This window comes from Limnothrix sp. FACHB-1083, assembly GCF_014696485.1.
Taxonomy (GTDB): domain Bacteria; phylum Cyanobacteriota; class Cyanobacteriia; order CACIAM-69d; family CACIAM-69d; genus CACIAM-69d.
The window spans coordinates 144075-158359 of sequence record NZ_JACJQD010000005.1 but is presented as its reverse complement, the minus strand read 5'-3'; the positions used below and the strand labels follow the sequence as shown (position 1 = coordinate 158359).

Here is a 14285-nt window from a genome sequence, read left to right as displayed (position 1 = left end):
CAATCCCATCGGTAGCGGGGCCCTGCAGGAGGCCCGAAAAACGTAGTAGCGCGACAATACATTGGGTTAAAGTTGCGGAGCCAGTCGTGGTAACAAGGGGCTTAAGCCCCTTGCTGCTTAACGATCAGGTGACGGTAACAGCCATGTAATTTAATCCAGATGAATTAAGGCAGCTACTTTAGTAAGGTCTTAAAAGTAAGGGGCCTTAAAAACAGTGGGCCAGCAGTTCTTGGGCAGCAGATAGCCCCGATCGCATTGCCGCTTCTAGGGATTGTCCTGGCGGATGCGCTGCACACCAGTCCCCCGCCACCGCCAGGGCGCGATCGGGATCAATCCAACACCCCTCATCCAGTGGGTTTCGGGCGATCGCGTAGCGCCAACGGTGTACCTGGATCCATTCGGGCTGTTGCAAGTGCAAGCCCAGATCGGCCCCGGCGCGATCGAGCAGCGCTTGCCCCACGGCCTCCAGCGTTGGCACATCCCACAGCCGCTCGGCCACCGCAGCCGAACTTTGCAACAGCAACACCGGTTGCCCCATGGCCCAGATCCCGTCGGCCTTGCTGTCTTCGCGGGCTAACCAGCGCCAATCGGTGGGAATTTGGGCCCGAATTCCCTGCCAAGTTTCCCCATTGGGCAACTGCAATTCCCGATCGGGGCCATAGGCGGCCGTGACGCTGAAGCAGGGATCGAAGGTCACTTGGCGGGCCCGCTTGGCCCAGTCGGGAGCCACCGACTCCAGCAAGTCCGCCGCCTGGGGAGCCGGAATGGCCAGCACGATCGCCCCAGCAGTCCAAAATTCCTGCTGTTGCTCCGGTTCGATCGCCGCCGGAAAATCACACTGAATTGTCCAAGGTTCTCCCGGTTTTTCTGGAGCCGTCAGGGCAATGGCCCGGTGGCCACGGGCGATCGTTAGCCCCGCTGCCAGTTGTTTGGCCGCAACGCTCAAACCAGCGGGCATGGCCCAGCGTTGATCCCCCGGGATGGTTTGCAAGCCCTCGGCAGTCAGGTGATGGAGCGGTTGGGGCCAAGGTTGCAGGTCGCTGGTGTTTTGCAGTTCCTGAATCCAAGCTTCCGTTAAGGGCCCCTGAGGTTCCAGGTAGGGCAGGCCTCGATCGGCCCGACTGTCCAAATGGCGACGGGTATTTAGCCGCCCACCCAAGCCCCGGGACTTTTCCAGCACCACGACCGATCGCCCGGCCGCTTGCAGTTGGCGGGCTGCCGTGAGTCCCGCCAAACCTGCGCCAATCACCGCGACAGAATGAGAGGGAGTTAAAGTCGGGGGAAGCGTTGTCATAGGGACTTGATATCGGGGCGATCGGGCCAGGAATTTTACGGAGACTTTGCGTTATTTTTGGGGCAACCCAGCAGCACGGGCTAAACGGCCAAGCCCATGGTCAGGGTTACCGGAACTTCAGACACTAAGACGAAATGCAAAGAAAATCTAAAGATTGTAGCGAGATTTAGCGCGATCTTACGTCAAGGCCATGGGCGTTTTCCCATCCCTTTGTACAATGGGGCTGACCCCAGGGCAAAGCAAATTTAGGCGTTGAGTTGCCATTCCTGCGCCCTTGTGTGACACCTTTGGGAGCGATTGGCGCTAACTCTCACCCAAGCCATAGAAACCAAGCCATAAACAGGCTATTAGCGAGCCATTCATTGGCGATTCAAACGCTATTTAAACGCTGGCAATCACGCTGGAAATGATGCGGAGTTGGGGCTGTGGACGAACTGCGAGCAGCATTGGAATTAGCAACTAATGACGAGTTGCGCGAACTGACGGAGATGCTGTTCGCGCGGAAGTTTAACCCCTTGGACTACGTTGCTACGCCCGATCCCCTGTCGGTGCAGAGCCGCGATCGGGAAGCTTGGTTAGACGCGATCGACCGCCGATTTCGCTACTTGGCCGCCGATGGGCTAACGGTGTTGCGGGGGCGGTTCCATGAGGTGACCTACCGCGATGTGTTGGTCAGGGTTTGCCAACATTTGCGATTGCCCTACGGTGAAACCTGGACGGCAACGGAGTTGGAGGCGGAAATTTTTCTGCATTTGCTCGATCGAGCCTGGAAGCGATTGCCCAAGCGCCAACGGGCTGCCCTGACCAAGGACTTGCAACGGTCGATCGCCACGATTCCCGGTGTGGATGCCATTCCCGCAACCCTGCGGCGCGATCCGGTGCGGCTGCTGTTGGAAGGGGGCAGCGCGATCGCCCTGGATGCGGTGGTGCGGCCCCTGGTGTTGCGGCAAATTGCCCAGCAGTTTGTAACCCACATGGTGCGATATCAGTCGGCCCAGGTGGCGATCGCGGCTTCCGGCGGCGCGGCGGCGGCCCTGGAAACCCAAGTGGCGGCCAAGATGGCCCAACGGGGAATGATGATGACGGCCGCTCGCTATGGTGCTGCGCAAACGGTGTTGGCGGTGATGGGGCCCCTGATGTGGGGCTGGTTTTTTGCGGATTTGGGTTGGCGAACGATCGCCACCAACTACGGGCGGATTGTGCCAGCGGTGTTTGCCCTGGCCCAAATTCGGATGACACGCGGCGATGACGCGATCGCCTACGGATTTGCCTAGGGAGCGAGCCTAGGCCATGGGGAAGTTGGCCGCGCTGGGGCGGGTTTGGCTGTGGCCCACGCGCTCGATTGTGATTGACCCGGCCCTGTTGGGGCCTTGGGCGGGGCTTTGGTGGGGGCTGTTGGTTTTGCCCCTGAGTCCGGCCTTGGGAGCGGTGGCGATCGGGCTGGGGATCATTGCCACCTATTGGCAACGCTGGAATGCAATTCGGCGCGATCGGCTGGTTTGGGCCTGGGGGGCGATCGGCCTGGTGATGTTGTTGTCCTTGCCCGGTTCGCCCAACTTGGAGCGGGCGGCGTTGGGGCTGGCGAATTTCTTACCGTTTTTTTGGGCCTTTGGGGCCTTCAGCCAACTGATCACCCATCGATCGCACCTGCGGCCCTTAGCTCAGGCGATCGTGTGGGGTTGCCTGCCCGCCGTGGGGTTGGGGTTGGGGCAACTGTTTGGGGGATGGCGCGGCCCGGTGCGCATCGTGCCGGTGATTGACTGGATTTTGGCCGCGGGCGGCAATCCGCCAGGGCGACTGTCTTCGGCGTTTGAATATGCCAACGTGACCGCCAGCTACTTTGGGGTAGCGCTGGTGCTGGCCTTGGGGTTGTTGGTGATGGATCGGGAACGGCAGCGACAAGCGCAAACCCACCGATCGACCCATGCCGCCCTCGGTTGGGGGGTGACCCTGGGCAATGGATTATCAGTGCTGTTGCTGCTGGGGGCGATCGGGCTGACGGACTCTCGCAGTGGTTGGGCCCTGGCCGCGATCGACCTGTTGGCTACGGGACTATACGTTGGTTGGTTTTGGTTGTTGGCCCTGGCGGGCGGGGCGATCGCCTTGGCGCTGGGGGCGGCCTTTGGCCCGGAACCGGCCGCCGGGCCCCTGAGGGCGATCGTCCCGAAGGCCATTTGGGGCCGGCTGAATGATGCCCTTTATCCCGATCGCCCCGAAGCGACCCTGCGCCGGAGTCAGTGGGACTTTGCTTGGAATTTGGCAGCCCAACGGCCCTGGACGGGTTGGGGGCTGGGAAACTTCACAGGACTGTATCAACAGGCCACGGGCGATTGGCTGGGCCATCCCCACAACTTGGCCCTGATGTTGGCCATGGAAACGGGCTGGCCAGCGGCTTTGGGGCTGATTTGCCTCTGTGGCTGGATCATGGCCCAGTTCACCCGGGCGATCGGTCGTTGGGGCGATCGGGACTCCCAAACCCGTTTGGCCGCTTGGGGCTTGGGATTCGCCAATCTCGCCGCTTACCATCTCTTGGATGTCACCCTGTTTGATTTGCGGGTGAATCTATTGGGCTGGGTGTTGTTAGCGGGAATGCGCGGCTTGCTCAAGGCCTAGGCCTTGAGCAAGCCGTGGACTGACAGGGGCTGGGATCGGTTGCCAAAGCGGATGGCCCGAAGCCCAGCTCGCCTAACGCCTAAACTGCCAGTTCGTAGGGGCTTTCCAGCTTATCCAACTGCCGCATCAGCAGGCTCAGGAACAGACCCACATCGGTCACCACGCCCACGGACTCCAGGGAGCCGCGATCGGCCAGTTTCGTCACCACCGCCGGGTTGATGTCCACGCAAACCAGCTTCACACCTGCTGGGGTCATGTTGCCCACCCCGATCGAGTGGAGCATGGAAGACAGCATGATGATGGTGTCTGCCCCTTCCAGCAGTTGGGCGTAGGCCTGCTGGGCTTCCACCATGTCCGTCACCGTATCCGGCAAGGGGCCATCATCGCGGATTGATCCCGCCAGCACAAAGGGCACATCCTGTTTGACGCACTCATACATGATCCCGTTGGTCAACACGCCCTGTTCCACGGCCTTGGCAATGTTGCCGCAACGGCGAATGGTGTTGATCGTCTTCAGGTGGTGGCGGTGGCCGCCGCGCACGGCGATTCCTTGCTTCATGTCCACCCCCAAGGAAGTGCCCATCAAGGCCTGTTCCATGTCGTGAACGGCGATCGCGTTGCCGCCCAACAAGGCATGGACATAGCCTTCGCGAATCAACCGCGAAAGGTGCTCACCGCCGCCCGTGTGGATTACTACCGGCCCCGCAACCACAACGGTTTTGCCGCGCCGCTCCCGCACCTGGCGCAGTTCCCAAGCAATTTGTTCCACCACCAGCTCCACGCGGCGCTCGCTGGAAACGCCGGATCCCATGAAGGTAAATTCCTGGGACTCGCGGGCCGTGCGATCGCCCCGGGCTTCGGCCTTGCGCACCGTGCGGATCCCGTCAATGCCGGTCACCACATACTCACCCAACTCCAGATCCCGCAGCAGTTTGCAGCGAGCCACCGGTTGCCCTTCGTTCAGACCCGCGATCGCGATCGCCCCGTCCATGCGTTGGTTTTGCAGACGCACCCACCGGCCTTGGATCCGCACTTCCGTGGGGTAAATGGTGGTGACGTAAAAGTCATCGGGAGCCACGCCGGGCAGCTCAATGGGTTCCAACTGGGCATCCCGCTCGGCGCGATCGTCTGGAGCCACGGCCCCCAGATCGATCAACTGAGCCATCAATTCTTCCATCACCTCATGGGATGGTGCGGAAACCTTGATCCGAGCGGCGGAGGTGCTTTGGCGCTGCTCACCCAACCGGAAGTCCAACACTTGGAAGCTGCCGCCCCCTTCCACAATCAAGTCCAGGGCGCGGTTAATTAGCCCCGAGTCCAGCAAGTGCCCTTGCATTTGGATCACACGGGTTTCAACGCCGGCCACCGCATGGCGATCTTCCATCACCGGCTCATTCACCCGCAGGGTCAGGCACTTGGCCGCGCCACCCGCTTTCAGGAATTCCGTGAGGGGCGTTTCCACCACCTCAAACCCGGCCCGCGCCAGGGCGGATTTCAGGCTGTTGCTGGCCTTGTTCATGACCACCACTTGGCCCAGGTTCACGGAGTTGCAGGCAAAATTCACCGCGTCGGCTTCCTCGATCGCGATCCGCTTGGCCGCCGGAACCCGTCGCTCAATCAGTTGGTTGGAGTAGGCATCGAATGCACCGGGATAGTAGAGCAAGTAGCCGCCTTCAAGGGGACAGAAGCAGGTATCCAGGTGATAGAACCGCTCATCAACCAAGTGCAGGGACAGCACCTCAATATCCAGCCATTGGGCCAGGTAGGGATGCGAGTCCAATTCGGAGCGGAAGCCATAGCCCGCCCAGAGCCAACGCCCTTCGCGATCGAACAGGGCATCGCCGGCCCCTTCAAAGGGCAAATCTTTGGGCAGTTCGTAAACCGTGAAGCCGTTTTGCTCAAACCAGGCTTTGAAGTAGGGTTCTTCACCCTGCCGTTCCTTGTGATAGAAGCGACTGAGAACGGCCTTGTCTCCCAGCACCAGGCCGGCGTTGGCGGTGAACACCATGTCGGGCCAACCTTTGGCCGGTTCCACCAAATCGACGATCGCCCGAGCCTTGAGCACTTTGTAGAGTTTTTGCCACTGCTCCACTGCCCGATCGCGCGAGGACTTGTGGACATTGCCCTCCATCCAGGGATTAATCACATAATCCACGTCGTAGTGGTCAGGCGAGCACATCAGAATGCGAAGCTGGGCGGTCATAACAGTGTCAGGTTGTGTGTAGGCCGAGGTTGAGCAAACAAGCCGTGGTCTAAACCCCGATCCAAGCTTGAATCAGGGAGTGATTGGGGCGCGGGTTCTGTGGAGGTTATTCTAAAAAATGCCCCCGTTCCGCAAGGTTCACAGGCGACAGTTTTCAGAGTCATTTTCAGGGCCGAGGCTGGGGCGATCGGGTGCCGATGGGCACGGAAACGGCTCAGTGGGCAGGGGTGGAATCGGTTGGGTTGGGGGTTTCGGCGGGTTCCGTCTCTGGGGGAGAACTGATCGGGATCGGTCGCCAACGCCACCACCCGATCGCCCCCAACAACCCAATCATCAGGCCGCCAATGCCCACCCAACTGGGAACCCAAAACACCGCTTCGATCGTGGTGACCGTGCCCGGTTCCAAAGTCCAAACCCAGCGGCCCTGTTGCCGTTGGGGGCTGGGGCGGTTGGGCTGGATCGGGTTCGGTTGTCCTGCTTGGGGGTTCAAGTCGGGTTCCGGGTGAGGCCGTTGGATAGTGCTTTGGCCCCAATGGGGCACGCGCAAGCCAAATTGCCAACGCAAGAGCCGGCTCGTGTCCACCAGGGCCAACTGCTCGCCGCCCAGGGCCGCCAGCGATCGCAAGTCCACCTCGTAGCGAAGTTGGTTTCGGACGGCGACCAACCAATTTTGCTGTTGCAATTGGAACTGGCTGGGAAAGGCCAAGGGATCGAGCAAAGCCGGATCCGGCAACGAATCCCCATTCACCTTTGGCGTTTGATCGGCCAGCCGATCGCCCCCCCTGGCAATGGATCTCGTTTGGGCGGCGGTGGTCTGGTGGTCGGAGCGATCGCCCGACTTCGCCGCTTCTCGATCGACGATTCCCAGGGTTTGGCTGAATGTCTGAAAGGTGGATTGTAAATCTTGCCCGTTCTGGAAGGGAATGGCGATCGTCAGGGTTCGATCGCTTTGCTCCAACACTTGACCCCCGATCGTCCTGGCTTGGGCGGCCCAGCGATCGAGCCAAGCCTTGGCCGTGGCCTCGCCCCACACCTGCCACCCTTCACTCAGCCGCACCCTTTGCACCAATGCGCCATGGTTGGCATCCGGAAACCGCACCTCCGTATCCAAATCCACACAACCACCCAGCAGCACCAGCCAAACCACCAACAACAACACCCGCAACGGGCGCAACCCCCACGCCCCCCTCGATCGCCCTCGACGTTGCCCAATGTTTGACCGCCTCCCGGTTTCCGTTAGCCCAGCGGGGCGAGGATGAACGGTGGGGGCTGGGGTTGAGAGCGGCGATCGCTGCGGCATGATCCTCATGAAGGCCTGGGCAAGGGTTAATCAACTGTTTTTAAATCAACTGCTTTTAACAGAGGGATGCACTCGTTAACAGAGATTCATTTTTTGTCACAAGCAGCCTAGAAGTGGCTTGTTATGCTGGATTCAGAGGACAGACCCCATTGAACTGGGCTAAAAACCCTCGGTCTTCGGAAGACCCTGCCGATTGCCGATGGGAGTGGCAACATCCGCTGAATTGAATTGGCTGAATTGAATTGGCTGAATTGAAATCAAATTTGCTGAATTTTGCTGAATTGCCTTCGTGACTGGCGGGAGCACCATGGGACGGTGATCTACGGCTGAATAACCACGAGTAACCGTCTAAGCAATCAACCGTCCAATAACTAGTCCAAATAACTAGATAGATCGGCCAAGGCCGATCGAATCCAGCTTAACCGAGGAGAGATCATGACGACTGCGCGCGTCTCCTCCCCGCAAGTCCTTTGCGTGGGTGAATTGCTTTGGGACTGTCTGGCTGATCAACCCGGCCGATCAATCGAAGCGGTGGAGTCTTGGACAACCTACCCCGGTGGTGCGCCGGCCAATGTGGCTTGTGCCCTCAGCCGGTTGGGGGTGTCGGCTGGGTTTGTGGGCTGTGTGGGCAGTGAGCAGTCGGCCGATCGCCTGCTGGGGGAACTGCAAAGTTTGGGGGTGAATTTGGAGGGGGTGCAACGTCATCCCACGGCCCCCACCCGTGAAGTTTGCGTCTTGCGGGACGATCGGGGCGATCGACAGTTTGCCGCCTTTCGCAGCGGTGGATACATTGGCCACGACACCCGAGAATTTGCTGATACTCGGCTGCAAGCTTCCTTGCTGTTGGCGCGGCAGTTCCAAGCGGCCGATTGCTTGGTGTTGGGCACTTTGGCCTTGGCCTATCCCGACAGCAGCGCCGCCATCCGCCGGGCCTTGGACTTGGCCGATGAGCACTATCTCAAAATTGTGTTGGATGTGAACTGGCGATCGGTCTTTTGGCCCGACCCAGGTATTGCACCGGGATCGATCATGCCGTTGCTGGAGCGGGTGGATTTTCTGAAGTTGGCGCGGGAGGAGGCCGATTGGCTGTTCCATACCCACGATCCCATGGCGATCGCGGACAAGCTGGATCACCTAGAAGCCGTGCTGGTCACGGACGGGGAGCGCGGTTGTCATTACTGGATCAGTGGCCATGGGGGAGTGATGCCCGCTTTCAATGTGCCAGTGGTGGACACCACCGGGGCGGGCGATGCCTTCACGGCAGGGTTTGTGACGCAACTGTTGGAACGGGGGCTGGCGGCCATGGCCGATCCGGCCGTTGCCCGATCGGTCGTGGCCTTTGCCAGCGCGGCCGGGGCCCTGACCACCACCAACCCGGGGGCGATCGATGCCTTGCCTCTGCGATCGGCCATTGAGGATCTCTTGCGATCGCAGGGGCAACCATGAACACCACCATGAGCACCGCGATTGTCAGGGCGGATTAACGGGGCTGATCCATGGAACTAATCAACCGCTAAAGAATGCCAACTCCCGCCGATTTGGCAAGCCCTTGAGAAACAAAGTTGCACGATCAACAAGTATTTGTTACATTATTTTACAAATAGGAGTTGGTCGATGAAAACCAACAGTCGCACAGCCCATCCGTGGGGCTTCACCGCCACCGCCGAAGTCTGGAATGGCCGCTTGGCAATGCTTGGCATCCTCGCGGCCATGATCACAGAATTGCTTTCCCGACAAGGGGTCATGCACTTTTGGGGACTGCGCTAGCGGCAGCACGAAGGCAGATAGCGACTGTCGTGATTCGGATACCAGTCTCTCTAGTCTCTAAGGTCTCTAAAGTCAGGTGAGTGGGAGTTTTAAACGGCTCCCATTTTTTTATGGATATTTTTCGGATGGGTCTTTTGGATTAGTTTTGCTCAAATTTGACCTGTGTTGATGAATTTTGGGTGGGTGTTTTTGATGAATATTGCGGCGCTCCTCCTGAGTATTAGCCTGAAAATTGCGGTGCTAAACCCGCAGGCCTCGCAAACAACGGGCTAGTACGGCACGCACTTCAGCCGATCGCACCCAAAGCACTGGGCTGGTGTTGCCTGGGGGTGCGGGTTCCGCAGGGATTGATCGCCCTTGCAGTCCTGCCAGTTGCGCCAAGGGTTGATAGGTACGGGAGCCAACTTCCAGAATGATCGTGTCCGGCGGGCAAAGGGGCAACAGTGCCAGGGCCGGATGACTGGGGGAGACGATCGCCTCGGCCGTTTGAAAGATCCCGATTAAATCTGCCAACGAGCAGGCGGCTGGATCCAGCAAGCTGAACCCCCAACGGGCCAAGTCTTGGGCCACGGCGGGGCCGTTTAACCAAGGGCGATCGCGCCCATCACTGGCCGAAAGTACCCAACGACGGCAGTTGGTCGCAGTTTGCCGAAACCCAACCAGGGTCGATCGATCCGAGTCTGCTCCCAAGGCCCGTAGAGCGGCCACCCCATAGCTGGAAGGGCCGTTGAAGCGGCGCGGCACAATGAGACTGTCGGCTTGGATTTGCAGGTGTTGATCGAGTTCCAGCAGTCGATCGGGGGGAATGCCCAGGCGATCGAGGGTTTCCCGCTGCCAAGGATGGGCCAAGCGATCGACCACAATCGCTGCGAAGGGTTCCCAAAAGGCTCCCCCCTCTGATTCCAAGCTTTGCAAAACCTGCAGCCGGGGCAACAGTTCCTGAAACCAACGGTCGATCGCATCCCCCGCGCCGCTGGCCACCACCGCCACCCGGCCCGCCACTTGCACAGTTGGCATCGGTCTGGGCGGTTGCATTTGCAGCCAACGGGGCAAGGCCCCGTCGGATAGCTCCAAAATTAGCCGTTGCTGGGCATCAAACACCCCCACCATGCCCCGCCAATGCCAGAGGGAACCGTTGTCCACCTGGGCCGCAAAGGGGCGATCGTCTAAGGGAGTCGCGGTTTCCAGGCGAGTGAGCTGCTCTTGATGGCCCAATCGATCGGCCAGGGCCCAAAGCCAATGGTCGGCCAGTCGTCCCCGCCAGCTATCGATGAGCTGAAAGGGAGAATGGGCTAAGCGATCGAGCTGGGCTAACCAACGGCGAGCTTCCGGGCGATCGGGATCCGCCAACCAGGCCCGCAATGCCAAATCTTCCGCTATGGCTAGTTCTCCTTGGGCCGCCTGGGCCTGGCTGGCCGTGAGCAGCAGGAGCCCGGCGGTGGGCCATTGGGGCAACAGGGGTTCCAAAGCGGCCCAGGCCGCAGCGGGCCGATCGCGCCGTAGCTCCACCCGTGCCAATGCCAAGGCCGCTAACCCATCTCCCGGGTAGGCTGCCAAGGCTTGACCATAGGCGATCGCCGCGCCGTCCCAATCGCCCGATCGCGCCAAGTCATGGCCCCAAGTCAGTTGCCAGGGAGTGGCAAGCGGCGCGAGGGCCGTAACAGGTTCCTGCACCGGGACAGGAGCCGGTGGGGCAGATTCGGGCGGCGGAGCAGGGGGCGAGACCGGCGGCAGGCGAGAAGCAAACCCCGATCGGCGCGATCGAAACGACGATTTCGCCATGGATTAAGAGGATGTCTGAAAAGCATCTAGTCGTGGGGGCAAGGGGCTTAAGCCCCTTGTCTTCGTCGATCGCTGAGACCCGCAAGGTGGCAGTTTTGGCTTTTCAGGCCCCCTAAGAGTCGTGGGCTAAGAGCTATGGAACAGGGCGATCGGTTTGGATCCTGAGTCAGGAGCATCGGTCAGCACCAGCACAAGAGATTCGCCCAATTCGCCCAAGCCGCTTAAAACTTCGCTTGAATATCCGTTGCCAGTTTACCAACGGCCTCTTCAACCGCCTTGCTTAACAGGGCATTGCCATCGGCGCTGCTGCTGCTGCCACCAACACCAAACACCGAGCCGCCACCGCTGCGGGAACTGGCCTCCGCTTCCCCCCGCGCCGTGCCCAAAATATCACCCGTGGCCGTGTCCACAATGCGGGCCGACAACTTCACCCGGGCGATCGTCTCTTCCGAGTTGCCCCCAATGCCAAAAGCGCCCCCGCTGGCCCGCCGACTTTCCACCGTGAACTGCGTGACCGTGCCAATGATCACCGCATCCACCCCATTGGCCTTGCCAATTTCCACCGCCCGCGCCGTGCTCACTTCTCCGTCCGTGCGCGCCACTTGGCTGCGATCGGCCACGCGATATTTACCCCCTTCCACCAGCGCATTGGTCACCAACTCGCTCACCCCCGTGCCCGCAGCGCCGCCCCGGTAGCTCGACCAATAGCCCGTGTCGCCCGTGTTGCCGTAATAAAAATCCAGCACCACAATGCGCTTCTTTTGGGTTTGCTTGTCTGTCTGGGCGGCAGTCGCACTGTGGGCCGTGGCCACCGGCAACGCCACCGCCGGCAGTGCGACCCCCGTTGTCAGCAGGGTGACAACCAATGTTTTCGCAAAACCCAGTCCAATCGTTGATTTCATAAAAATGTCCTTGTCGCTCGATCGAGGACTCCCGTGAACAATCCATCGGCATTCGGCCAACATTTCGTTAATTCGTTAACCAGAATGCAGCGTTGGATGCTGTGTAAACGCAACGCCTATCTTAGGCTGGTGATCTTGGGATCGACAATGGGTAAAAATAGGTGAAATCCTGAAGGCTTGTCATTTCTTTAGTGTTTTTCCCAAAGTGGGTCAACGCTAAGCGATCGCGCATTTTCAAGGCCCTGAAGATTGTGTTCATTAGATCAGATTTTTGAATCAAATTCATGGAGAGATCTATTTGATCAAAAAAACAATCTTCTTGTTAGACTTTATGGATTTATGATCATGAATCCATAGAACAAAAGTTGTAAACTTAAAACATTGCAAGTCTGTTATATGCATTGGCATGTATATAAACATCAAGAGACCCATGAAACGATGAGAAAATTTTGGCAGCGAATTCTCAACGAGATTGATTCTGATCGTCAGCATCTCTCTGGACAAGACTCCCTGAAGATTATTGGTTCTAACCTGGCGATCGCCGTTGTTTACTCCCTCTTGGCAACCGTTAGCTTAGAATTCATCTCTTTGCCGGGTAAGGTTGCTTCGGTTTGGCTACCTTCAGGATTTACCTTCGCTATTTTTTACTATTACCGATTCAAGGCTCTGCCTGGCATCATTTGTGGATCGATGTTTGGCTTGGTTCCATTATTTTTTGATTGGCAATTTTCTTTCGCTAGCTTTGTTCTTTTTAACTTAGTTTGCACCCTGGCTAACTGCTTTCAGCCCTTGATCAGCACATGGATTTTTCAGAAGAAAGCCACGCTCGATCGCGCCTCTGGTCGAGTGCAGTCCGCATCCTTTTTCGTCATTGCAGCGGCCGCCGGACCCTTCGTGTCTGCCACCATGGGCATCACCATTTCCTATTGGATTGGCACGATTACTTGGAAAGACTATGGAGTTTGTTGGTTGTCCTGGTGGCTAGCAAGCACGTTGGCTCACTTAATCTTTACTCCTCCCATTTTGCTTCTCAAGGAATTGGGGTGGCGACAGATTTTTGCGGGGTTGCACCGAGCAATGCGCTGGACTTTTGAAAGCAGTGCCATTGTGGTTTTCACCGCAGCCATTGTTTGGATTGATTTTTTTTATGGCTATCCTTTGGCTTACGTTCTCTTTGCAATTTTGATTTGGAGTGTTTTTCGCTTAGGAGAACTGATTTCAGCATTGGGAGTGGCGATCATTTCCTTGGCAGCAATTATCGCCACTTCCCAAGGAACAGGATCCTTCTCCGATCGCACGCCCAATGAATCAATTATTTTGCTGCAATCATTTATCGGAATTCTTTCGATTACGGGGCTAATTTTGTCAGCAACGGTTCAAGAGCGCCAAGCGATTCGGTCAGATTTGGTGCAAATGCTGGAAACGTTGGAAATTAGGATTGAAGAGCGCACCGCTGACTTACGGTTGAGCGAGGCGCAACTGGATGCGTTTTTTTCGGCAGCGCCTTGGGGCATGGGAATTATTGATCATCACTATCGCTATGTGCGGGTGAATCAGGTATTGGCGAAGATTAATGGCTTACCGGAGTCGGGGCATTTGGGGCGCTTGATTTGGGATGTGGTTCCTGGGTTGCGATCGAGTTTGGAGCCACTGTTTCAAGCAGTTTTCACCACGGGTGATTCGATTTTGAATCAGGAAATTAATGCCCAGATTTCTGCTCAATCTCGAATTGATAACACTTGGCTAGTGTCCTATTTTCCGATTTTTGATATGGATCATCAGCCCTATCGTGTTGGTTTTTTGGTGATGGATATTACCGATCGCAAGCGATTAGAATTACAATTGGCTCACCAAGCTCGCATCGATGGACTAACGCAAATTGCCAATCGTCGGCATTTTGATGAAGTGCTGCAATCGGAGTGGAATCGATGTTTGCGATCGACCCAACCCCTCTCTTTAATGCTCTGTGATGCGGATTATTTTAAAAAATATAATGATACCTATGGCCACTTAATGGGCGATCAATGCTTGGTGGCGATCGCTCAAGTTCTTCGGGAACATGCCCGCCGAAGTAGTGATTTGGCGGCACGCTACGGGGGCGAAGAATTTGCAATTTTGCTACCCAACACGACCCTAGCGGAAGCGGTGCAATTAGCACATCAAATTCGCGGCCAAATTCATCAGTTGGCGATTCCCCACAGGGGTTCCCAGGTGAGTAGCCACGTGACTTTAAGCATTGGGATCATGAGCCATATTCCCCAGTCGGGAGATGAAGTTTCTGATCTGATTGCTGGGGCCGATCGCTCCCTATACGAAGCCAAACAGCAGGGGCGCGATCGAATTGTGGCGCTGCCCTATGAGGCAATCCGGCAACCGTCTTCCTTGGCGGGGGATATGCCGCGCGATCGCCCCAGTTCCTGGTAA

Annotated in this window: 10 protein-coding genes; 5 read left to right on the top strand and 5 right to left on the bottom strand. The window is 57.9% G+C overall.

What is annotated here, in order from left to right; all coding sequences use genetic code 11:
* Positions 1–205: 205 nt before the first annotated feature.
* Complete coding sequence (locus tag H6F46_RS08495; RefSeq protein ID WP_190354437.1) at positions 206–1294, bottom strand: NAD(P)/FAD-dependent oxidoreductase; 1089 nt, start codon at positions 1292–1294, stop codon at positions 206–208.
* 425 nt (positions 1295–1719) lie between these two features.
* On the opposite strand from H6F46_RS08495, the gene H6F46_RS08490 reads away from it, so the two are divergent.
* Together H6F46_RS08490 and H6F46_RS08485 are read left to right on the top strand one after the other, a co-directional pair.
* Positions 1720–2568 carry a hypothetical protein gene (locus H6F46_RS08490; protein ID WP_190354439.1) on the top strand — a complete coding sequence of 283 codons (849 nt, stop codon included), beginning with the start codon at positions 1720–1722 and terminating at the stop codon, positions 2566–2568.
* Positions 2569–2584: 16 nt separating this feature from the next.
* Positions 2585–3907 (top strand): O-antigen ligase, encoded by a 1323-nt coding sequence (locus H6F46_RS08485; protein WP_190354441.1) that lies wholly within the window; start codon positions 2585–2587, stop codon positions 3905–3907.
* Positions 3908–3986: 79 nt separating this feature from the next.
* Here the strand turns inward: H6F46_RS08485 and H6F46_RS08480 are convergent, their stop codons facing one another.
* On the bottom strand, positions 3987–6110 hold the full coding sequence (locus tag H6F46_RS08480) for a TIGR00300 family protein (RefSeq protein WP_190354443.1): 2124 nt from the start codon (positions 6108–6110) through the stop codon (positions 3987–3989).
* A 214-nt stretch (positions 6111–6324) separates the two neighbouring features.
* The gene (locus H6F46_RS08475) at positions 6325–7419 is read right to left on the bottom strand and encodes a DUF3153 domain-containing protein (RefSeq protein WP_190354445.1); all 1095 of its coding nucleotides are present in this window, start codon (positions 7417–7419) and stop codon (positions 6325–6327) included.
* A 426-nt stretch (positions 7420–7845) separates the two neighbouring features.
* On the opposite strand from H6F46_RS08475, the gene H6F46_RS08470 reads away from it, so the two are divergent.
* Both H6F46_RS08470 and H6F46_RS08465 read left to right on the top strand, forming a co-directional pair.
* Complete coding sequence (locus H6F46_RS08470; RefSeq protein ID WP_099532289.1) at positions 7846–8856, top strand: carbohydrate kinase; 1011 nt, start codon at positions 7846–7848, stop codon at positions 8854–8856.
* A 168-nt stretch (positions 8857–9024) separates the two neighbouring features.
* A complete protein-coding gene (locus H6F46_RS08465; RefSeq protein ID WP_099532288.1) occupies positions 9025–9177 on the top strand; it encodes a chlorophyll a/b-binding protein in 153 nt (50 codons plus the stop codon).
* A 240-nt stretch (positions 9178–9417) separates the two neighbouring features.
* On the opposite strand, the gene H6F46_RS08460 is transcribed toward H6F46_RS08465, so the two are convergent.
* Positions 9418–10959: a glycosyltransferase family 61 protein gene (locus H6F46_RS08460; RefSeq protein WP_190354446.1), complete on the bottom strand. Its 1542-nt coding sequence runs from the start codon at positions 10957–10959 to the stop codon at positions 9418–9420.
* Positions 10960–11180: 221 nt separating this feature from the next.
* On the bottom strand, positions 11181–11861 hold the full coding sequence (locus tag H6F46_RS08455) for a CsgG/HfaB family protein (RefSeq protein WP_158234356.1): 681 nt from the start codon (positions 11859–11861) through the stop codon (positions 11181–11183).
* 459 nt (positions 11862–12320) lie between these two features.
* Between H6F46_RS08455 and H6F46_RS08450 the strand changes: the two genes are divergently transcribed.
* Positions 12321–14285, top strand: coding sequence for a diguanylate cyclase domain-containing protein (locus H6F46_RS08450; protein WP_370567112.1), 1965 nt, complete (start codon positions 12321–12323; stop codon positions 14283–14285).